General features: G+C 39.6%; 19 protein-coding genes. 2 read left to right on the plus strand and 17 right to left on the minus strand.

What is annotated here, in order from left to right; all coding sequences use genetic code 11:
* The 8 genes from ACQKFO_RS05985 to yneA form a co-directional block, all read right to left on the minus strand.
* Positions 1-1,749 carry an ABC transporter transmembrane domain-containing protein gene (locus ACQKFO_RS05985; protein WP_427597418.1) on the minus strand — a complete coding sequence of 583 codons (1,749 nt, stop codon included), beginning with the start codon at positions 1,747-1,749 and terminating at the stop codon, positions 1-3.
* 571 nt (positions 1,750-2,320) lie between these two features.
* A complete protein-coding gene (locus ACQKFO_RS05990; RefSeq protein ID WP_427597419.1) occupies positions 2,321-3,442 on the minus strand; it encodes a CamS family sex pheromone protein in 1,122 nt (373 codons plus the stop codon).
* Positions 3,443-3,630: 188 nt separating this feature from the next.
* Complete coding sequence (locus tag ACQKFO_RS05995) at positions 3,631-3,852, minus strand: YneF family protein (RefSeq protein ID WP_044337285.1); 222 nt, start codon at positions 3,850-3,852, stop codon at positions 3,631-3,633.
* Positions 3,853-3,936: 84 nt separating this feature from the next.
* A complete protein-coding gene (sirA, locus tag ACQKFO_RS06000) occupies positions 3,937-4,374 on the minus strand; it encodes a sporulation inhibitor of replication protein SirA (RefSeq protein WP_427597420.1) in 438 nt (145 codons plus the stop codon).
* 270 nt (positions 4,375-4,644) lie between these two features.
* Entirely contained in the window at positions 4,645-6,648 is a 2,004-nt protein-coding gene (gene tkt / locus ACQKFO_RS06005; RefSeq protein WP_427597421.1) for a transketolase, read from the minus strand.
* 188 nt (positions 6,649-6,836) lie between these two features.
* Entirely contained in the window at positions 6,837-7,070 is a 234-nt protein-coding gene (locus ACQKFO_RS06010) for a DUF896 domain-containing protein (protein WP_113968105.1), read from the minus strand.
* 105 nt (positions 7,071-7,175) lie between these two features.
* Positions 7,176-7,826, minus strand: coding sequence for a YneB family resolvase-like protein (locus tag ACQKFO_RS06015; RefSeq protein ID WP_427597422.1), 651 nt, complete (start codon positions 7,824-7,826; stop codon positions 7,176-7,178).
* A gap of 11 nt (positions 7,827-7,837) precedes the next feature.
* Positions 7,838-8,164, minus strand: coding sequence for a cell division suppressor protein YneA (gene yneA, locus ACQKFO_RS06020; RefSeq protein WP_427597423.1), 327 nt, complete (start codon positions 8,162-8,164; stop codon positions 7,838-7,840).
* A gap of 157 nt (positions 8,165-8,321) precedes the next feature.
* On the opposite strand from yneA, the gene lexA reads away from it, so the two are divergent.
* Complete coding sequence (gene lexA / locus ACQKFO_RS06025) at positions 8,322-8,942, plus strand: transcriptional repressor LexA (RefSeq protein ID WP_148969243.1); 621 nt, start codon at positions 8,322-8,324, stop codon at positions 8,940-8,942.
* Between the two features lie 129 nt (positions 8,943-9,071).
* Here lexA and glnA read toward each other — a convergent pair whose 3' ends face one another.
* From glnA to hflX, 4 genes are all read right to left on the minus strand, one after another.
* Positions 9,072-10,406 carry a type I glutamate--ammonia ligase gene (gene glnA, locus ACQKFO_RS06030; RefSeq protein WP_148969244.1) on the minus strand — a complete coding sequence of 445 codons (1,335 nt, stop codon included), beginning with the start codon at positions 10,404-10,406 and terminating at the stop codon, positions 9,072-9,074.
* A gap of 37 nt (positions 10,407-10,443) precedes the next feature.
* On the minus strand, positions 10,444-10,860 hold the full coding sequence (locus ACQKFO_RS06035; protein WP_148969245.1) for a MerR family transcriptional regulator: 417 nt from the start codon (positions 10,858-10,860) through the stop codon (positions 10,444-10,446).
* Positions 10,861-10,999: 139 nt separating this feature from the next.
* Positions 11,000-12,277, minus strand: a complete 1,278-nt coding sequence (locus ACQKFO_RS06040; protein ID WP_427597425.1) for an aminotransferase class I/II-fold pyridoxal phosphate-dependent enzyme — start codon at positions 12,275-12,277, stop codon at positions 11,000-11,002.
* 17 nt (positions 12,278-12,294) lie between these two features.
* Complete coding sequence (gene hflX, locus ACQKFO_RS06045; protein WP_427597801.1) at positions 12,295-13,536, minus strand: GTPase HflX; 1,242 nt, start codon at positions 13,534-13,536, stop codon at positions 12,295-12,297.
* Positions 13,537-13,753: 217 nt separating this feature from the next.
* On the opposite strand from hflX, the gene ACQKFO_RS06050 reads away from it, so the two are divergent.
* Entirely contained in the window at positions 13,754-14,362 is a 609-nt protein-coding gene (locus ACQKFO_RS06050) for a trimeric intracellular cation channel family protein (RefSeq protein WP_427597427.1), read from the plus strand.
* A gap of 72 nt (positions 14,363-14,434) precedes the next feature.
* On the opposite strand, the gene spoVK is transcribed toward ACQKFO_RS06050, so the two are convergent.
* The 5 genes from spoVK to ACQKFO_RS06075 form a co-directional block, all read right to left on the minus strand.
* Positions 14,435-15,388 carry a stage V sporulation protein K gene (spoVK, locus tag ACQKFO_RS06055; RefSeq protein WP_427597429.1) on the minus strand — a complete coding sequence of 318 codons (954 nt, stop codon included), beginning with the start codon at positions 15,386-15,388 and terminating at the stop codon, positions 14,435-14,437.
* A 362-nt stretch (positions 15,389-15,750) separates the two neighbouring features.
* Positions 15,751-15,987 (minus strand): RNA chaperone Hfq, encoded by a 237-nt coding sequence (gene hfq, locus ACQKFO_RS06060; RefSeq protein ID WP_113968114.1) that lies wholly within the window; start codon positions 15,985-15,987, stop codon positions 15,751-15,753.
* A 27-nt stretch (positions 15,988-16,014) separates the two neighbouring features.
* Positions 16,015-16,974, minus strand: coding sequence for a tRNA (adenosine(37)-N6)-dimethylallyltransferase MiaA (miaA, locus tag ACQKFO_RS06065; protein WP_427597431.1), 960 nt, complete (start codon positions 16,972-16,974; stop codon positions 16,015-16,017).
* 298 nt (positions 16,975-17,272) lie between these two features.
* Positions 17,273-19,657 carry a penicillin acylase family protein gene (locus ACQKFO_RS06070; protein WP_427597433.1) on the minus strand — a complete coding sequence of 795 codons (2,385 nt, stop codon included), beginning with the start codon at positions 19,655-19,657 and terminating at the stop codon, positions 17,273-17,275.
* Between the two features lie 173 nt (positions 19,658-19,830).
* Positions 19,831-20,868, minus strand: coding sequence for a class I SAM-dependent methyltransferase (locus ACQKFO_RS06075; RefSeq protein WP_427597435.1), 1,038 nt, complete (start codon positions 20,866-20,868; stop codon positions 19,831-19,833).
* Between the last annotated feature and the right edge of the window lie 132 nt (positions 20,869-21,000).

Here is a 21,000-nt window from a genome sequence, read left to right on the forward strand (position 1 = left end):
TTATCCCCCATGTTCCACTATTTCTTCTAACTGTTGGCGCAGATACATTTCCCTATACCATCCTTTTTTCTTCATTAATTCACTATGAGTACCTCTCTCCATGACCTTACCTTCTTCGAGGACGATGATTAAGTCTGCATGTTGAATGGCACTTAATCGATGAGAAGTGATCATGGTCGTTTTTCCGGCTCTATTTTCCTTTAATGATGTTAAAATGGATTCCTCTGTCCTTGCATCAACAGCTGACAACGAGTCGTCAAGAATGAGTACCTCTGGATTCATTAACAGTGCTCTTGCAATCGAGATCCTTTGCTTTTGTCCACCAGATAAGGAAACGCCTCTTTCACCGACCACAGTACCGTATCCGTCACTGAAATGAATAATATCATCATGGATATGCGCAAGTTCAGCCGCCTCTTCCACTTTTTCTCTCGGGGTATGTGGATGAGTGAAAGCTATATTCTCAAGAATAGTGGCAGAAAAAAGAAAATGATCTTGAGGCACATATCCTATACCTTCACGTAAACGGCTTAATTTATATTTCTGGATCTTCTCCCCACCCAACGTAATATCACCCTTATATCCTTCAAATTCCCTTAGTAATAATCTGAGTAGGGTTGTTTTACCTGATCCCGTTTTTCCTACAATCCCTATCGTTTGACCCTTCTTTAAGGAAAATTGAATATTCTCTAATGTATGCACATCTTCATTTGGATAAGCAAAGGACTCAATCTTATATTCCATATCACCTGAAGGCACTCGATCCAGCGCTCCTTCGTGATCTTTAATATCTACCCTTTCATTTAACAGCTGAGATACACGGTCGTAAGATGCACGTCCTCTCTCCACAATGTTAAATAACCATCCAAATGCGAGCATCGGCCAAATGAGAAGTCCCAGATAGGTAGTAAAAGAGATCAATTCCCCTATTGTCAGTTCTCCACTCACGACAAACCTTGACCCAAATACAATGGAAAGAAAGAAAGAAATTCCTACTATTATTGAAATGGTTGGATCGAAAAGGGAATCCACTTTTGCAACAGCTATATTCTTTTTCACTACATCTTCGGATTGCTTTCGAAATGATTCGATATCCTCTCTCTCTTGCCCAAACGTTTTAAGAACCTTGATCCCCGTTATACTTTCCTGCGTTTTATCATTTAAGGATGAGAATGCTTCCTGTGCTTTATGAAAGCGTTTATGCAAAAGAGTACCATAGTAACTCGTCAGCATAGCCATGAACGGCATTGGGATCAAAGCAATAAGGGTAAGCTTCCAACTGATTGTAAAAGCCATGGCCAGTATCACGAATCCTCCTGTAGATATGGAGTCTACAAATGTCAATACTCCAACTCCTGCGGTTTGTTGAATCGCTTGAAGATCATTTGTGGCATGTGCCATCAAATCACCGACTCTTCTCTTTTGATAAAAAGAGGGCGACATATTGGTAAAATGATGATACAAACGATTCCTGAGCAAGCGGGAAAGTTTGGTCGCCGAACCAAAGATCATGATCCTCCATACAAACCGAAGTCCGTACATCGATAGCGCCGTGGTGATGAGGATGAAAATCCACTTCAGCATGTCTTGACGGGTCAATGTGCTCTCTTTAATACTGTCCACAATGATCCCTACGATCTTTGGTGGAATGAGTTGAAGAAATGCAACAAATAAAAGAAGGATGGTTCCTGTGACATATGACTTTTTCTCTTGCAGAAAAAACCACTTTAAATCTAAAAAGACTTTCATACCGTCTCCCCCGTATCTATAATAAATCGACTCTTTATTTTACCAAATTTCAAAAAAATGAGAAATCTTTTTTTGATAGGCTCTTTTCGTAAAGTGTCCAGCTATTCCCGCAGGAGTCGAGCATCCTTCCGCTCCAATCAACTTTCTGAGCATGCATCCTTAATAGAAATCAATAAAAACAAGAATTTTTGCAAACAACCTTATTTAAGGGCAGAGATGGATTTGCCTTTTATGAATGAAGTATTATTTTTATAGTTACATGGTTTTATTTCATGTTTTGAAGCTCTGTCACAAAATTCTATTAAAGATGGTGAGGGGAATTGCGCAGACTCCTGCGGAAGTACGGGCGTGCCGAGACCCCGGAAGCGAAGCTGAGGAGGCTCGGCCGAACGTCCGCGGAAAGCGGAGCAGTTCCCCTCACCATCCAGCATAGGCTGGTTGACAGAGCCCTGGCAGATTCTATGGTAGAAAACAACAATCTTTCTTTGCGAAAAGAGCCTTTTGATAAGACTTATAATCAAAAAAAACACCTCTTAATGTCTTAAGAGATGTTCTTATAATTGATATTATACTAATGGATTTGAACAAATGGTTCTTGGTCCACTTCTTTTACAATGGTTGCTTTCAGACCCTTTGGTGTTTTCACATATAGGTAAACGGGTGTGTGGGGGAAGTAATCAACAATTTCAGGGCCAATTGCCTGAGAAAAGCCTATTAGTTCCGTTTCTTTCACCATCCCTGTATGTACATCAATCACGAGTTTATTCAAGGTATCTTTTTGGTATAAGGCTTTTCCGACAAACTCAATATCCTGGTGTGAAAAATATTTTGATACATAATCTTCTAAATCACGAATACGATTATGTAGATCTCGATCTTTTTCTTCCCCTTCATCACTTGGGAAGTAAAAATATTTATCCGTTACATCGTTCCATTTTTTTGCAGTCTTATCATTTTCGTCAACATAGCTAGAAGTAATATAGTTGCCGGAGACTACACTATTCAATGGTTGAAGCTTGTATAGGGATATCAATACAGGTACATCTTTTAGTTCCTTATTGGCTTTCAACCTATTGACAACGGTGTTGGCAATCTTTTTTCCGTATTCTTCTAACTGTTGGTCATCGATCTTTACCTCATCAAAATGCATGAGCTTATTTTCATCTTCGACACGAATATAATCTACAGTATTCATAGCAAGACCTAGGGAAATCCCTTTTATTTTACCTTCTGAGTCAACGTAATTCTGTTCATGGATATAAGCGAGATACATGGGATTCTTTTTTTCAAGCTCCATTTGTTGTTCCCAGCCCATATCATCATTAATCTCCAGAGCAGGATTAAGCCCTATTTTATTTGTTTTAGACTTTCTTCCCAGCCATGAATTTAGATCTTTAAGATATTGACCTTCCTGGTATACATAATCCTCTGGTGAAAAATGCTCGGTGGATAAAGACATGAGGCCAGTCTCTATTTCATCCATATCACTGCGATTATTTATCATCATTGTAATAAGACCACGATTGATTGATTTCTTCTCTTTGTTCACTTTATAATTTAAATATTCCCGTGCTTCTCCAGCTGCACTATTTTGAATTTCAAGTGTTTCTTCATCCATCACTTCTTGAGGCTTATTGCTGCAGCCGGCAACAAGAATCATGAGAGACAGTGAAGCAATCATCCATTTTTTCATATGACTCCCTCCGGACTTTATTCTATCATAAATTCAATTTCAATCTGAATGATAATCATTAAGTTTTTATGAATTGACTAAAATAATCATTTTAGCCTAATTGATTAAAGAAATTAGGAATTTAAACTCATCATAAATAGTATAATCACAAATAGAAAAAGCACTCATCACCTGAGTGCTTCTATCTATTACTTCATGTTCTTATTCATTGCATTCATCATTTGATTGATTTTCTTTTGGGAAGGTTTTTGACCCATTTGCATCATCATCATGCGTAACATTTGCTCGTTGATTGGTGGATTTTTCTTAAGATAGCTCATCATATATTTACGAGCAATGAAAAATCCTAGTGCAACTCCAGCAAGTAATGCTAGAACTCCAACTAGAATAAGTAACCCAGTCGTTGACATACTCTTACTTCCTCCTTCATGTTGTCCTTATAAAAGTGTACTAAACCATGAAACATTATACAATATTTCTGTCATAATTTCTTATTAATATATAAATTTTCTTTGTTTAATCGGTTTTAACCACCCAAAACGTTCATTTTGGATATCAATTGCGAGTAGCTGACCCATATTTCTGCGCAGGATTTCAAAAAAGACATATTCAGATTCATCGTGACCCCAAGCATTCAAAGTCATCCATTTCTCATTGAGAACAAGTGTAGCACCTGAATCGCCACTTTCAATCGTTGCAACAGAATCAACCCAAGCCGCTCCTTCAATTTTAATGATCTCGTGCTGCAGGAGTCTTTGTGTAGGAAGGTATGGAATAGGCCTAGTAATGTAATTTACTTGTTTCGAGATGATATCGTGAAGCTCCCCTGAACTTGCTTCCCATTCGGAAAACAGCTGATAGAATATTCTTTCCCGACCATAATAGTGCTGAACAAACATTTCCTCAATCCAATAGATTTGATAGTTTCGCACCTTTACACCCTCCTACCTTTCTTTCATATAGTATAAATCAACTAGATAGGAGTCATTGTCGGAAATTGTTGAAAATCTACACTAGTTTTGTCGAAGAGCAAGTTAACTCAAAAATACGGGTGATTGGCTCAAGTTGTAATATTTAGGGACTTTTCATCATTTACCCATTCTCTTCCAAACATACTCATTTTATCGACAATTACATTCAGCTAAAAAAAGGTCGACTCCTTAAAGAGTATTAAGAAGTCGACCTTTCATGTCTTTAATTCATTACTGTATCAACGCTTTGATTCTTGAAACTACATTGTCTGTTGTAAAGCCGTACTCTTCCATGACTTTTGCTCCAGGAGCAGATGCACCATATCCATCAATAGCTAAAATATCGCCTTCGTCTCCTACATAGCGGTCCCAACCCATTGGAGATCCCATTTCGATAGCAAGACGATTTTTCACACTCTTAGGCAGAATAGATTCTTTGTATTCTTTTGATTGTTTCTCGAAGCGATCCCAAGATGGCATACTAATGACAGATACGCTGATTCCGTCTTTTTCAAGTGCATTTTGAGCGTCTACTGCTAAATGTACTTCAGAACCAGTTGCAATCAGTAAGGCATCAGGCTGTTCTTTGCCAGATGCAGATACGACATATGCGCCTTTGTCTACGCCGTTATACGCTTTATCTGCAGTACCTTTAAGAGTTGGGAGGTCCTGACGAGATAAAACTAACATCGTAGGCTGATCCTTAGACTCTAATGATAATTTCCATGCTGCAGCAACTTCATTTCCGTCACCAGGGCGGATGACAGAAAGGTTAGGCATCGCACGAAGTGAAGCAAGCTGTTCTACAGGTTCATGGGTAGGTCCATCTTCTCCGACTGCGATACTATCATGTGTGAATACATATGTCACAGGTAAGCCCATTAGAGCCGCTAAGCGGATAGCAGGTCTTAAATAGTCACTGAATACGAAGAATGTTCCTCCGAATACGTGCAGACCGCCGTGAAGAGCCATACCATTCATGGCTGCACCCATACCGAACTCACGAACACCGAACCAGATATTACGACCCTCAGGCGATTCATGTGTAAAGTCTGCTTCATCTTTAATCATCGTCTTGTTAGATCCGGCTAAGTCAGCTGATCCGCCAATGAATGAAGGAAGATTCTTTGCAATCGCATTTAAGACTTCACCGGAGGAAGCTCTGCTTGCCAGTGCTTTTCCTTCTTCATATACCGGGATATCTTTATCCCATCCTTCTGGAAGATCGCCTTTGATTGCTCCTTCTAATTGGACAGCAAGCTCTGGATGCTCTTCTTTATATTTTATGAATAGGTCAGCCCAAGCTTCTTCTTTTTCAGAACCTGCTTGTTGGATTTTTTCCTCGAATCTGCTGTAAACTTCCTCAGGCACATGGAAATCCTGCTCAAACGTCCATTGATAAGCTTCTTTCGTTAGCTTCATTTCGTCTTCACCAAGCGGAGCACCGTGAACTGCAGATTTCCCTGATTTATTAGGAGCTCCGTATCCGATGACCGTCTTAACTTCGATCATAGTTGGACGGGTAGTATCACCTTGAGCCTCTTCAATTGCTTTGGAAATTTCATCAAGGTCATTTCCGTCTTCAACACGAATATATTGCCAACCATATGATTCAAATCGGCCTTTCACACTTTCAGAGAAAGATTTGTCTAACTCTCCATCAAGTGAAATATCATTTGAATCATAGAGAACTACTAGACGACCTAATTTCAAGTGACCTGCCAATGAAGCTGCTTCAGAGGCCACACCCTCCATTAAGTCTCCATCTCCACAGATAGAATATGTAAAATGATCTACCATATCGTATTGATCCTTATTGTATGTAGTCGCTAAATGTCTTTCAGCTAGTGCCATACCGACTGCCATACCGATTCCTTGTCCTAATGGTCCAGTCGTAGCCTCTACTCCTGGAGTATGTTTGTATTCCGGGTGACCCGGAGTTTTACTTCCCCATTGACGGAATTCCTTAAGATCTTCCATTGAAACGTCATAACCTGATAAATGAAGCAGGCTATATAATAGCATGGATCCATGACCGGCAGATAAAACGAAGCGGTCCCGGTTAAACCACTCAGGGTTTTTCGGATTATGATTCATGAATCTTGTCCAAAGAGCATAAGCCATCGGAGCTGCTCCCATCGGCATTCCGGGGTGTCCAGAACCCGCTTTTTCAATTGCGTCAATAGATAATGTACGAATTGTATTAATTGCTAATTGATCTGTGTTATCAAACATATGTCAGACATCCTTCCTTTTAATGTACCTTATTAATATTAATCTTCTTTGATAGTTTATACAACTATCTTGAATGATAACATGACTTTATAATCGTTGAAAATAAAAACCCCTATGAAATCATAAGGGTTTTTAATGAAAAAAATAACTGCCAGGTCCATTTAAAATGGACCTGGCAGTTCATTCATTTAGTGCATTTTCTTTTTAGTCTGTATATCCTGAATCTTCTTAGGGGTCACTTCATTACCTTCCGGGTCAAAGATTCTTGTATTTTCAATGGTACCTTTCATCGATTGACGAAACGTTTCCAGGTATTCTTTTCTCAACTTGGACTGCTCTTTTGCTTCTTGTTCAGTTAGTCCGCTACTCTTGGACTTCTTGGCAAGTTCATTGATTCGATTCATTTTTGTTTTTGAAAGCATCTATAAAAACTCCTTTATTGCATAATCAGCAAGATCTAATACACAACTAATAGTTAAGATTAATACTATCGTCATGTTACTAAATTAAAGGAGATAAAACAAGGGTTACGCATTTTCCAATGAAGACATATATTCTTTAAAACGCCTATGAACGGTAGCTTTGGAGACATCATACCCAAATCCCCTCAAAGTGGCTGCAATTTCAGCAAATGTCAGTTCGTTTTTCCTTAACCTGACAATTTCCTCAACGGGTACTTCAATCCGCTCTCTTCCATCTGCATTCCCTTTATTTTTCAGATTTTTATGAGGTTGAAAACCATTTTCCACTGCCCTTTTCATACCTCGTCTGATTTTTAAATTATGGAGTTTCCTTTGATACTCCTCAACCATGCTTACGATATTAATTACCATAGAATCCGATTCAGATAAGTGAAGCTCCCCACTATGTGTTTGACTGATGATCTTGACTTCCTCTTTTAATAAACAATGAATGAGAGCAATTTTGGCATTCCCTCTGCCAATTCTTGTTTCGTCCTGTATGAGAACAGCCTCAATCGACTCCTCTTTAATCAAATCAAGAAGTTCAAGAACACCAGGGCGATCCAACTCAAAACCGCTTGCTTGATCTTTTATGATAGCAACCACTTCGTATTGGTGTTCTTGTGCTAATTTCACTAATTCCTCTTCTTGACGTTCCAAGGATGTTTCCTGCGTGTCTTTCTTTGTACTGACTCTGCAGTAAATTACTGCCTTCATCTTCTATCCCTCTATTCTTCGTTCATTACCAATTCATAGTCTGAATGGGTGGATAATGTTGGATTTTCTATAGGTAACACAAGTGATTCACCCGGTTTGATTGAGAATGTTGAGAGATTATTCTCCTCTCCTACCCAAGCGATGAATTCTTCCACTGTCATAGAATATTCTTCATTGTACTGTTTGGCAATAGTCCATAGTGTGTCTCCATCCTGGACGGTGATGCTTTGATATGACGGCTGGTTTGCCATAACCACTAGCAAATAGGCTGCAGATAAAAGCGCTAAAATAAATAATATAATAATGTAAGAGAAACGATTCCAAATGTGTGTTAACATAAAAAATACCTCCATACGAATGTTTGTTCTGTTTTTGTTATATTCATTGTAATACGAACATTCGTTTGGTGTCAACAGAAATTCGAACTTATGTTTGTATCGACTGGAAAGACATGCTATAATGGGAACATAAGATCTATAATAGAGGTGCGTGAACATGACAAAATTGTCTAAAAGACAGCAGGACATACTAGAATATATCAAAATTGCAGTTAGAGAAAAAGGGTACCCACCTTCCGTACGGGAAATCGGGGAAGCCGTTGGTCTTGCTTCTAGTTCCACCGTACACGGACATCTGGCCAGGTTAGAGAGTAAAGGTCTTATTCGCAGAGATCCCACTAAACCAAGAGCCATCGAAATCTTAAATCTTGAAGAGGATACGATACCGCGTCAGCGGGTTGTTAACGTTCCTTTAATCGGTAAGGTTACAGCCGGTCAACCCATCACGGCTGTTGAGAATGTCGAGGAATTCTTCCCACTGCCCGAGCGTATGGCACCTTCGGATGAACAGGTCTTCATGCTGGAAATCATGGGTGACAGTATGATAGAAGCCGGGATCTTGGATGGGGATTTTGTTATTGTGCGTCAGCAACAAACAGCGAACAATGGAGATATCGTCGTAGCGATGACCGAGGAAGATGAAGCGACTGTTAAACGCTTCTTTAAAGAAAAGGATTATGTTCGATTACAACCAGAGAATTCAACTATGGCTCCGATCATTTTAAGAAATGTATCCATTTTAGGAAAAGTTGTCGGGGTTTATCGTCAAGTACATTAATATGAAATAAAGCCGCTATGTATACATAGCGGCTTTATTTCATATGTATTCTTGAATGCACTAAAAAAAGGAGAGGGGGATTAGCATTTCTGCTACCCCTCTCCCCTTTTTGATTAATTACAATTAGGATTAATACATTTGAATGTATTGCTCGCGCTCCCATGGGTGTACTTGTGTACGGAACATATCCCATTCGATTTCTTTCGCTTCAACGAAGTGTTCGAAGATGTGTTCTCCAAGGGATTTAACGATTACTTCATTTGTTTTAAGGTTTTCTAATGCAGCGTGTAAAGTTGCTGGAAGATCTACGATTCCCGCTTCTTCACGCTCTTTTTTGTCCATAACATAAATGTTGCGGTCAATTGGCTTAGGAGCAGGAAGGTTATTTTTGATTCCATCCAATCCAGCTGCCAGTAATACAGCCATCGCCAGGTATGGATTAGCCGCCGGGTCAACACTACGGACTTCAACACGTGTGCTTAATCCACGAGAAGCAGGGATACGGATTAATGGGCTACGGTTACGAGCAGACCACGCAACATAACAAGGTGCTTCATATCCTGGTACTAAACGCTTATATGAGTTTACAGTCGGGTTCGTGATCGCTGTAAAGTCAGTTGCATGTTTAATGATACCTGCAAGGAATTGACGAGCAGTATCGCTTAATTGCAGATCTCCCTTTTCATCGAAGAAAGAGTTCTCCCCATTTTTGAATAGGGACATGTTACAGTGCATTCCTGATCCATTTACACCAAATAGTGGCTTAGGCATGAATGTCGCGTGTAATCCATGCTTACGTGCAATCGTTTTAACCACTAGTTTAAATGTTTGGATATCATCACATGCTCTTAATGCACTTGCATATTTAAAGTCGATCTCATGTTGACCAGGGGCAACTTCGTGGTGAGATGCTTCGATTTCAAAGCCCATTTCTTCTAGTTCTAAAGCGATATCACGACGGCAGTTCTCCCCTAAATCTGTAGGAGCTAAATCAAAATAGCCACCGTTATCGTTTAATTCTAATGTCGGCTCACCATTTACATCTAATTTAAAGAGGAAGAATTCTGGCTCAGGTCCAAGATTGAAATCAGTAAACCCTAGCTCTTCCATTTGACTTAAGATGCGCTTTAAATTGTTACGCGGATCTCCTTCGAATGGAGTCCCATCTGGATTGTAGATATCACAGATCAGTCGGGCTACTTTTCCTTTTTCAGCTGTCCATGGGAATACTAACCAAGTGTCTAAATCAGGGAATAGGTACATATCAGATTCTTCAATTCGGACAAATCCTTCAATTGAAGAACCGTCAAACATCATCTTGTTATCCAATGCCTTCTCAAGCTGACTAAGAGGGATTTCTACGTTCTTAATCGTCCCCAGAATGTCAGTGAATTGCAGTCGGATGAACTTTACACCTTCTTCATTCGCTAATCTTAAAACATCTTCTCGAGTATACTTTGCCATTTACGTGTTTCCTCCTCAAGTTTATTAAAGGTTTTATTTAATGAAAAAAGCGAGACATGTCACCTTGACGCAAAGATGCTTTAGTAAATCGACCGGAATGCATCAATTCATTTCGAAGTAATTTACGCAACTCGTCATCGGATAGATCCTGTCGTGCTTTTTCTTCCTTTTCATTGCTTACGTCAGATACTACTTTACTTTCATTATGACTGGATACCGCATATATCTTCTTAATCCCAGCCATGTTGATGCCTTGATCTAACAGATCCTTTACTTCTAATAACTTATCAATGTCATTCAAGGAAAAGAGCCTGCGATTCCCCTCAGTACGTGCAGGGCTGATCAATTGGTGCTCTTCATAGTATCGAATCTGACGAGCTGTTAGGTCCGTGAGCTGCATGACAATACTAATTGGGAATAATGCCATCGTTCGACGAATTTCACTTCCGCTCATCCTGATTCCTCCTTTTGTTTTCCTTCTTGACCTTATTATATGTAATGTAAGGAGTTCTGTCAATCAAATGTTAGATTTTCTTACATAAGATTTCAGAAGAAAAGGATAGTCAGATTTAGACTATCCAATTACTACTTTATTATCCTTTTGTCACAGTGATTAAACCTTTTTCAATCAAATTATCCACTGCTGAGCAAACGGCAATTTTCACATGGGCGTAAGTTAATCCCCCCTGGACATAGGCCACATAAGGTGGTCTTATCGGACCGTCTGCAGATAATTCAATGCTGGAACCTTGAATGAATGTTCCTGCCGCCATAATGACATCATCCTCATACCCGGGCATATAGTTGGGGTATGGAGTAAAGTGAGAATTTATAGGTGATGCAAACTGGATTGCCTGACAAAATGCGACCATCTTATCTCTTTCACCGAACTGTACGGACTGGATTAAATCTGTTCGTTTTGCATGAGGACTTGGATTTGTATTCATGCCAAGTTCCGTTAAGAGTGCAGATGTGAAGACGGCCCCCTTTAATGATTGTGCCACAACATGGGGTGCCAAAAAGAAGCCTTGATACATTTCTTGCAAGCTATAAAGAGATGCACCCGCCTCTGCCCCTATTCCAGGAGAGGTCATTCGATATGAACATGCTTCAACGTATTCTTTCTTTCCTACAATATAACCCCCGGTTTTAGCAAGACCTCCACCAGGATTTTTGATAAGGGAGCCTGCCATTAAATCTGCTCCGATGTGACAAGGCTCACTCTCTTCTACAAACTCTCCGTAGCAGTTGTCTACGAAGACGACCATTTCAGGGTTGATCTCTTTTACAAAATCAATCATTTCTTTGATTTCTTCTATAGTAAAGGAAGGTCGGTTGGCATATCCTTTAGATCGCTGAATCCCCACCATTTTTGTTTTGGAGGAAATCGTTTTAGCCACCCCTTCAAAATCGACCTTTCCAGATTGGAGTAAATCTACACTTTGATAGCCAATTTGAAAGTCTTTCAGTGACCCGGTTCCTTCCCCGCGAATCCCTACAATTTCTTCTAACGTATCATATGGTTTTCCCGTTATGTACACTAGTTCGTCCCCAGGTCTGAGTACACCAAATAAGGCGATGGAGATTGCATGAGTACCTGAAATAATCTGAGGTCGCACTAGTCCTGCTTCACCTCCGAAAACATCGGCATAAATACTTTCTAATGTGTCTCTTCCTGCATCGTCATACCCATATCCAGTTGAAGGTATGAAGTGAGAATCGCTTACACGGTGCTTTTGAAAAGATCTAAGCACACTGAATTGGTTATTTTCAGCCCGTTCTTCAATTTGATTGTGTATATCTTTAATGCTTGCTTCAACTTTTGTTACCAATGGTTTTAAAGTGTTTCCGTGCACTAATTGTTCAAACATGAGGTTTTGTTTCCCTTCTACCTTTGAAATTTCTTGATACTGCCTTCGATTGGATGATCTTCCAGGTGATAGCCCGTCAATTCATAAATCTGGCTTTCCTCTATAAATTCCAGCTTCTTTAAGATGGTTTCATTCTTTAATTGTGAAAGGACCTTCCCTTCACTAGCTGGAATGAATACATGATAAGATGTCATATGTTTTTTTACGATTTCTTCTATTTTTAATAAAAGCTGCCCGCGATCTTGTTCGTTTAAGGCACTGATCATGATACGATCCCATTCGCTGTTTGGGACAAAGTCATTGTGCATCACATCTTTCTTGTTGTAAACCGTTAACTGAGGCAGTCCAAACATGTCCAGGTCTTCTAATAAAGATTGAACGGTTTTTTCATGCTGACTGTAATCGGGATTTGAACTATCCACTATATGGAGAAGAAGATCCGCCTCTCTCACCTCTTCCAGTGTAGAGCGAAAAGCCGCTACTAATGTAGTCGGGAGATCTTGGATAAATCCGACTGTATCCGTTAGTAATGTCAAGTAGCCACTGGGCAAGGGCATTTTTCTGGTCATCGGGTCCAATGTTGCGAAGAGTTGATTCTCTTCATAAGAGTCTGCTAATGAAATTCGATTAAACAAAGTCGATTTCCCAGCGTTTGTATAACCTACCAGTGCAATTTGAAAGGCTTTGTTACGCTTTCTCCTTTCACGATACCTTTCTCTATGTTCAACAATGATTTGTAGTTGTTTCTTAATATCATCAATTCTGCGATGAATATGACGACGGTCACTTTCGAGCTTTGTTTCACCCGGCCCTCTTGTACCAATTCCTCCTCCCAACCTTGAGAGAGAAGCTCCTTGACCGATTAATCGAGGAAGCAGGTATTGAAGTTGAGCAAGCTCTACTTGTAATTTCCCTTCTCTTGAACGGGCGCGCCCAGCGAAAATATCCAGGATCAGTTGAGTTCGATCAATCACTTTTGCATGTAAATCTTTCGATAAGTTTCGTATCTGACTCGGAGATAGTTCATCATTAAATATGATGATATCCGGTTCAAGTTGTTCTTCCAACAGGACCAGCTCTTCTACTTTTCCTTTCCCGATATAAGTACCAGGATGAACGCGGTCCCGTTTTTGGGTGAGAGCAGCCACAACTTGACCTTGAGCCGTTTGAGTCAGTTCTTCAAGCTCCGCTAAACTATATTGAAAACGTAAGTCATCTTCTTCCAGTTGACACCCAACCAGAATGACTTTTTCCTTCATTTCACTCTTCAATAAACATCCTTCTCTCTGTACATTTCATTTTCACCTTCATCATAACAAATCCGACTCGTAAACTCTATGTTAAAAGGAGTGAAAAATGGTTGCAATTAAGTGCAGACGTGTTAAAATCAGTATGTTTGAATTTACGAAATCACACTCATTCAAGAATCTACATAATGGCATGTAGCATATTGTAATAGGGTTAGGAGGAATGCGTATGACGTGGGAAGTATTGAGTATTATAGGTACCATTGCTTTTGCTATTTCAGGAGCTATAATTGCCATGGAAGAGGAATACGATATCCTCGGTGTATATATATTAGGAATTGTCACAGCATTCGGTGGAGGGGCTATTCGTAATTTGCTTATTGGCGTCCCTGTTTCCGCTCTATGGGAGCAAGGCATGTTGTTTCAGATTGCTCTCCTTTCCATAACAGCTGTCTTTCTTTTCCCTAATAATCTCCTTAAACACTGGAGAAAATGGGGGAATTTCTTTGATGCCATAGGTCTTTCAGCCTTTGCTATCCAAGGAGCACTGTATGCTTCTGAAATGAATCATCCAATAAGCGCTATTATTGTAGCTGCTGTGCTGACAGGGAGCGGGGGCGGAATCATTCGTGATCTCCTTGCCGGTCGTAAACCATTAGTGCTTCGTTCAGAAATTTATGCTGTGTGGGCAGTCCTGTGTGGAGCAGCAATCGGGCTCGGGATCGTCCATTCAGCATTTGAACTTTACTCTTTATTCGTGATCACAACAACATTACGTGTTCTATCCTATTTATATAAATGGAAGTTACCGAATAGGAGCTTACGGGCACATGTATAATAAAAAAATGCATTCACTTTTGAATGCATTTTTTTATAGATTTTTATATTACTAGATGTTTACTAAGTATAGTCATTCAGATGTCCCTTTGTTAAACATTAAATCATTGCTGCGGATTGTTAATAAATCATGTCGATCATAGCAATTTTCCAATAGCAGCCGCATAGCCTGAGCACGAATTGACTTCTCTAATACATTACGAACATACCTGCCATTTGAAAATGCCATAGGAGATAATGTATTTTTTGCTGAGTGAAGATGTTCCCTAATCTTTCTTTCTGCATCATGACTTAATAAATATTCCTTTTCCTCTAACATCCTTCTCCCGATTTCCATCAACTGATCAACTGAATAATCAGGAAAGTGAAATACGAGAGGAAATCGTGATTGGAGTCCGGGATTCAAGGTAAGAAAGTGATCCATTTCCCTTGAGTATCCTGCCAGGATCAAGATGAATTCATGCTGCTTATCTTCCATATGTTTGACAAGTGTATCAATGGCTTCCTTCCCGAAATCCTTCTCTCCACCTCTGCCGAGTGAATATGCTTCATCGATAAACAGAATTCCACCCAGGGCTTTTTTGACAAGGTCTCTTGTTTTCTGAGCTGTGTGACCAATATATTCACCTACCAGATCAGCCCGTTCTGCTTCGATTAAGTGTCCTTTAGAAAGTACATTCATTTTCAAAAACAGTTTACCAATAATCCTTGCGACAGTAGTCTTTCCTGTTCCGGGATTTCCTTTGAACATCATATGAAGAGCTTGTTTTCCCGCTTTCAAACCTATGGTTTCCCGTTTCTTATTAACATATATCCACGCATAGATTTCTTTCACCATTTTCTTCATTTCTTCCATTCCGACTAGAGATCCAAGTTCTTCTTCTATTTCTTTTAATGCGACATGCTCTTGAGGGAGCGACTGAGGAACGGAATCATGCTTTAACGTATCTTTTACTGAACTCCGTTTTTGAGAATTCAATACAATGCTGATTTGACCATTATTTTTCATTCTCATTGGTTGATCCAATGGATTCACCTCACCATTCTTAAGACAGTATACGCTCCTGAAGATTTTACGGTGACAAACGCCTATATTTCACCTGGTTTTTTCGACAAATTAGAAGAATTCTGTCTATTCCTGCGCTTTCCCGAGAAATAAAAAGAAATACGGAGTGTTTTGCTTCGTTTATTTTTCATAACCGTTCATCATATTCATAACTATTGAGAACTAATTTGGTACATTATAAGTGAGGGACATAAAAATAGCCTCTCTTATCATCCTATTCAATTACTTTTCGTTTCATTAATTAATTCTTGCAATCATGAATCATGCTGATAATGAATACAAAAAAAGCTGCCCATTTAGGCAGCTCTCGCAGTTTTTTAATATTAATTGCTTTGTTCTTCGAAATTTATTTGGACATTACGCTGTGGAGCGAATGTTGAAATGGCATGCTTATATACAAGCTGCTGTTTTCCTTCGCATTCAAACAGCACTGTAAAGTTATCAAAACCTTTCACTTGTCCACGGATTTGGAATCCATTCAATAAAAATACCGTACATAGTGAACTCTCTTTTCTCAATTGATTAAGGAATTGATCTTGGATATTAATGGATTGTTTCATGGTTAGTCCTCCTCTTCTATCTCTACATTACTTATTCGACTTTAATTGTAGCTTTCCTGCAATAAATTCTGAAATATCCTCAATATTTTTGGTGTGCTGACTCTCATTTGTCATATCGAACCAGGCAACATCCATTTTATTTCTGAACCATGTAAGTTGGCGCTTTGCATACCTTCTTGAGTTTTGCTTCAGGCTTTCTATTGCCCGTTCCAAGCTGACTGTACCATCAAAATAATCGTAAAGTTCTTTGTACCCAATGGCTTGAACAGACTGAACATTTCTTACTCCTTCATCGTATAACTCTTTTACTTCCTCTAATAAACCTTGTTTCATCATCAGATCAACACGAAGGTTTATTCTTTCATAAAGTTTTTCACGATCCATGGTTAACCCGATTAAAGCCACTTCGTACTGCAGCTCCTGGGATTGTTCTTCTTGATACTCAGACATCGTCTTGCCGGTACAATGGTGGATTTCCAATGCACGAATGACTCGTCGGGTATTATTCCGGTGTATATTCCTTGCTGAAACGGGATCCACAGACACTAATCGATCATGAAGCCACTCGGAACCATTTTTCTCAAGGCTAGCTTCTAATTCCTCACGATAACTTTCATCACCTGGAGTTTCAGTGAATTGATAATCGTATAAAACAGACTGAATATATAGTCCTGTCCCCCCTACAATAAGCGGGGTTTTTCCACGTGAGTGAATCTCTGTAATTTTCTTTCGGACAAGCTGCTGAAAGTCTGCTACAGAAAAGGTTTCACAGGGATCTTTAATATCAAGGAGATGGTGAGGGACTCCTTCCATCTCTTCAGGTGTGATTTTCGCGGTACCGATATCCATTTTTTTATAGATCTGCATGGAATCACCACTTATGATTTCGCCATTAAACCTCTTGGCAAGTTCTATACTTGTATTGGTTTTCCCTACAGCAGTCGGACCAATAAGAACGATCACTTTCTCTTTATCAATTCTTGTCATACGTTCACTGCTTTCTATGTAAATGTTTCGTTACATATTATCGTACCATAATGATAGATGTTATGAAATCACATCTTGCTAGTATACCCAATTCTCTTATTATTATTCAATATTAGATGCTGTTTTCCTCCCTTCTTCTTAGAAGTGAATGTACCCATTTATATAGGGGATAAAACTCATCGAGAGTAAACTCTCATACTATAAAACAGCCTGGAGATGGTCTCCAGGCTGTTTTATAGATATTAATAATCTTTCATGTAGAAATTGTTATTTAACCTTTGATGACCAGCTGCTTACTTTAATTTGCTTTTAATATTAACCTATCTCCATTTCGGTTTGAGATGGATGTTTGATGATAGTCCCCGTTTTTCCATGCGTCCATTTGATTTTGATACCATTTACTTTTATAATGCCCCGCTTGTCCAGGGCCTACAATATGGTAGCCATTGTTCATGTTATCTGTATCAATAACAAACCTCCATGAAGCTCCATGATTGACGATTCCACTGTCACTGTAACTCGCAGCACCCACCGTCACCCTACTTCCCCCCACCGGCTCGGGATCCCTGTCATTAAAGAACTTTTTCAACACGGAAGAAGCTCCCGATAAAGGATGTTCAAAGTATACTCTATGATACAGTCCCCACTCCCACTCGTCCATTGAAGAACCATATGCTTCTTCAAGCTTTTCTAATGCTTGGGTAAGTGAAGCTGTTAGGAAAGTCTTGTATCCTCCCCTGTCCACAAACCACTGAGACTCCTCTCCGTTATGAGCTTTTCGAATGAGCTCATCCACGACACTTTGGCGGCCCTCAAATAACTTGATCATATCTTTTGGGATTTCGGTCTTAAATAGCCCAGCGGAAATTTCATTCATCCATTGATGAAAAATGAGTGGCGCAGCTAACTTTTTATCATCTTTATTGTTCCAGGACTTCAACAATTCAAGAGCTTCTTTTTCTTTAGTTGTTAATGAGCCGCTTTCCATACCCTCAATAAGAATAGGAATCATTTCACGTGCATGTAAATTCATCTGATCCATTTGAAGGTCTTTCATATCGGAAAGAGTGAGATCCTTTTCCGCTTCTAAATACTCCGATATTCTCATGTACCGATATGGCTGAGCCCAGTGATGACTGATATGATACGGATATTCATCGGAAACTACTTTATTATTTGCTGTCGCCACGTAGCCCGATTGGGGATTGATGACTTTTGGAAGCTCTTCGAATGGTATAAACCCTTCCCATTCATAATCAGGATCCCACCCGGGAACAGGCAAAAGCCCGTTCCCTTTTTTCCTGATAGGAATTTTCCCATTGGCCTTATACGCAATCGTCCCATCCTCTGAGGCAAAAACGAAATTTTGCGTAGGAACGTGAAAGTCCTTTAAGGCTTCTTCAAATTCATCCCAATCCTTTGCCTTATTAATGTTAAGGATTGCGAGAAGTTCCAGGCTTGGATCAAGAGCTGTCCATCTCATTGATAGTACTTTTTCACCCTCATTTTGATGAGCAAATTCTGAAATCACCGGACCATGTCTTGTGATCGTGACTTCGTATGGAATGGTGTCACCATCTTTTACTTTAATGGGCTCTTCTATGACCGTTGCCCTTTCCCAATTTTCATCATATAAAAACAGAGAAGGATCTTCTTCATTTTGTTTTTCTACATATAAGTCCTGAACATCAGGTCCCGTATTGGTTACCCCCCATGCAATTTGCTCATTATGACCAAGGATGATTCCTGGAATACCGGCAAAAATCACTCCACTCACATTGACTTGTGGTGATTCCAGGTGCATTTGATACCATATGGAAGGAGTTCCTAATGAGAGGTGTGGGTCGTCTGCCAGGAGGGGTTTACCACTAGCAGTTTTCTCTCCGCTTACCACCCAGTTGTTGCTCCCATTAAATTCAGGTGGAATGACTGCACCGGCAAATGATTGCTCCATATCAACCTGGACTTCTCCTATATCTGCTAGAATGGTAGGAGCGTCTTCAGGGTATGAGGGGAATAAATCATACGCTTTATCCTTTGGCAGGTTTTCTAATGCCCAATACCTGAATGCCTGACCTTGCCAGTGGCCACCTAAATCAAATGCCATATACTTCCCGATGGTTAATGAATCGATGGGAGTCCATCTTTCGGGCTTATAACCAAGCAGGGTGAATTCAATAGGGAGCCTTCCATCATCTGTGGCTTCTTGCAAATAAGCGTTGACCCCATCTGCATACCATTCGAGAAGTTGCTTTGCTTCATCCGGATATGCTGCAAATGAAACCTCCGCTGCCCTCCTCAAACCAAATGTCCGGAAGAACTTGTCCCGATCAATTGCTTTCTCACCAACCACTTCACTCAACCGTCCTGAAGCCTGCCTTCGGCTTAGGTCCATTTGGAATAGACGATCCTGCGCCTGTACATATCCTTGCGCCATAAATAAATCTTTTTCATTTTGAGCTAGAATATGAGGGACACCGTCCTTGTCCCTTGTTACTTCCACATCCTCAGATAGCCCCTCTAACGATATGGTACCTGATGTAATGGGTAGGGATCTGTCAATATAGAAGTTTACAAATATTAATATTCCAAGCAGGATAAACAGAAGTGACCCCGCCGTCCACAAAGTGATTCTTAATCGTTTATTCTTTTTCTCCCGTTGAAGCTCTATGCCCCCGTTCATTCCTTTTCCCCCTATTTATTTTAATTTTCTGAAATTATTTATTATATCTAGTTATTAGCTCTTTAAGTGAGGAATTCCTTCTACTAATTAGTGGTCTTAGATATTTTATAGAATAGTAGAGTCAAATAAAAAAGCTTTTGATTGATTATCATATCAATCAAAAGCTTTTTTCCTTACCGGGCTTTTGCAATAATTCCATTATGAACCTTTATATAACCATGCTGCAAAATATCCACTCCGTTTTCATATAAATAAAGACCCATTTGTTCAACGGTCATGAGTTCCCTATATGTGTGGTTCATCACATCAGACATTACTTCATAATAAATTTTGGATTTGAGCTGAGCTCTGGGAGTAGTAAGGACCATGTATCCATTTGGCTTCAAAAATTTACGATGCCACTCGACGACTTCTGATTTATATTCATCAGGGAAATGTTCAAGAAGCCCGACACTGAGTACAATATCAAACTCCTTTCCAAAAGATAGGTTTCTTATATCATCTACAATATACGTTGTTGGAAAGTCACCTTTAAAGTAGATTTTATCCGCCCCCGTAGCCGGATTCGGTCCCAAGAAAGGGTAGGTGTCCGGAAAATCCCTGTAACGGGTATCTCTACAGAATGGGTCATAATCAACAAGAACAATTTCACTACCCGGATACATCGCTGCAAGCTGCATGGCTTCATAGCCTTCGGCAGCACCGAGGAATAAGATTCTAGGCTTTATTACGTCAAGTCCACCAAATAAGGCCCGCTTCCCTCTAGGATCCCACACCCCATCTTGTATCCGGTGAACATAATTCCATAAATGAAGACGAAGATGCTCACCTAATGCAGCAGTCGTTTCTTTCAAATTCAATTTTAAGGCATTGCTGACAAATCGTTTTCTACTATGATTCAACTCAGTGGGAACATCCTTAACAAACCACTCATGAAAGGAGCGATTAAACATTTCCCATGAAGTATGAACGGGAAGAACTTTACCGTTCTCTGATTCCCATTCGTTTTTTTCTTTAGCGAAAGTTGTCACTTCGTAAGGCTTTCCTACATCTTTCCATGATAGTGTCGACCAATCTCTTACACCTTTTAATTTTACAAATTTATTATATTCCTTTTCTGTGAACTGTCTCTTATCTACCCGATAAGATGGCTGGAGGTATGTTTCTGCACTGACTACTTCATTATTAATAGATTTTTCTAGTTCTATCATTTTTTCTCCTCCTAAGTAAAACCTTACAATCCAATACTATATAAATTAACGATAAAAATGAAAATACCTCTAATAAAATAAAAATATTAGTAAACATAATATTTTTATCGACAACAAACAGGCTATAAATTT

Source organism: Rossellomorea sp. NPDC071047 (genome assembly GCF_050270195.1).
Taxonomy (GTDB): Bacteria; Bacillota; Bacilli; order Bacillales; family Bacillaceae_B; genus Rossellomorea.

Coding starts and splice junctions, on each gene's coding strand:
- ACQKFO_RS05985 (WP_427597418.1), bottom strand. CDS start 1,749: ATGAAAGTCTTTTTAGATTTAAAGTGGTTTTTTCTGCAAGAGAAAAAG.
- ACQKFO_RS05990 (WP_427597419.1), bottom strand. CDS start 3,442: ATGAAAAAATGGATGATTGCTTCACTGTCTCTCATGATTCTTGTTGCC.
- ACQKFO_RS05995 (WP_044337285.1), bottom strand. CDS start 3,852: ATGTCAACGACTGGGTTACTTATTCTAGTTGGAGTTCTAGCATTACTT.
- tkt (WP_427597421.1), bottom strand. CDS start 6,648: ATGTTTGATAACACAGATCAATTAGCAATTAATACAATTCGTACATTA.
- ACQKFO_RS06010 (WP_113968105.1), bottom strand. CDS start 7,070: ATGCTTTCAAAAACAAAAATGAATCGAATCAATGAACTTGCCAAGAAG.
- ACQKFO_RS06015 (WP_427597422.1), bottom strand. CDS start 7,826: ATGAAGGCAGTAATTTACTGCAGAGTCAGTACAAAGAAAGACACGCAG.
- yneA (WP_427597423.1), bottom strand. CDS start 8,164: ATGTTAACACACATTTGGAATCGTTTCTCTTACATTATTATATTATTT.
- lexA (WP_148969243.1), top strand. CDS start 8,322: ATGACAAAATTGTCTAAAAGACAGCAGGACATACTAGAATATATCAAA.
- glnA (WP_148969244.1), bottom strand. CDS start 10,406: ATGGCAAAGTATACTCGAGAAGATGTTTTAAGATTAGCGAATGAAGAA.
- ACQKFO_RS06035 (WP_148969245.1), bottom strand. CDS start 10,860: ATGAGCGGAAGTGAAATTCGTCGAACGATGGCATTATTCCCAATTAGT.
- ACQKFO_RS06040 (WP_427597425.1), bottom strand. CDS start 12,277: ATGTTTGAACAATTAGTGCACGGAAACACTTTAAAACCATTGGTAACA.
- hflX (WP_427597801.1), bottom strand. CDS start 13,536: ATGAAGGAAAAAGTCATTCTGGTTGGGTGTCAACTGGAAGAAGATGAC.
- ACQKFO_RS06050 (WP_427597427.1), top strand. CDS start 13,754: ATGACGTGGGAAGTATTGAGTATTATAGGTACCATTGCTTTTGCTATT.
- hfq (WP_113968114.1), bottom strand. CDS start 15,987: ATGAAACAATCCATTAATATCCAAGATCAATTCCTTAATCAATTGAGA.
- miaA (WP_427597431.1), bottom strand. CDS start 16,974: ATGACAAGAATTGATAAAGAGAAAGTGATCGTTCTTATTGGTCCGACT.
- ACQKFO_RS06070 (WP_427597433.1), bottom strand. CDS start 19,657: ATGAACGGGGGCATAGAGCTTCAACGGGAGAAAAAGAATAAACGATTA.
- ACQKFO_RS06075 (WP_427597435.1), bottom strand. CDS start 20,868: ATGATAGAACTAGAAAAATCTATTAATAATGAAGTAGTCAGTGCAGAA.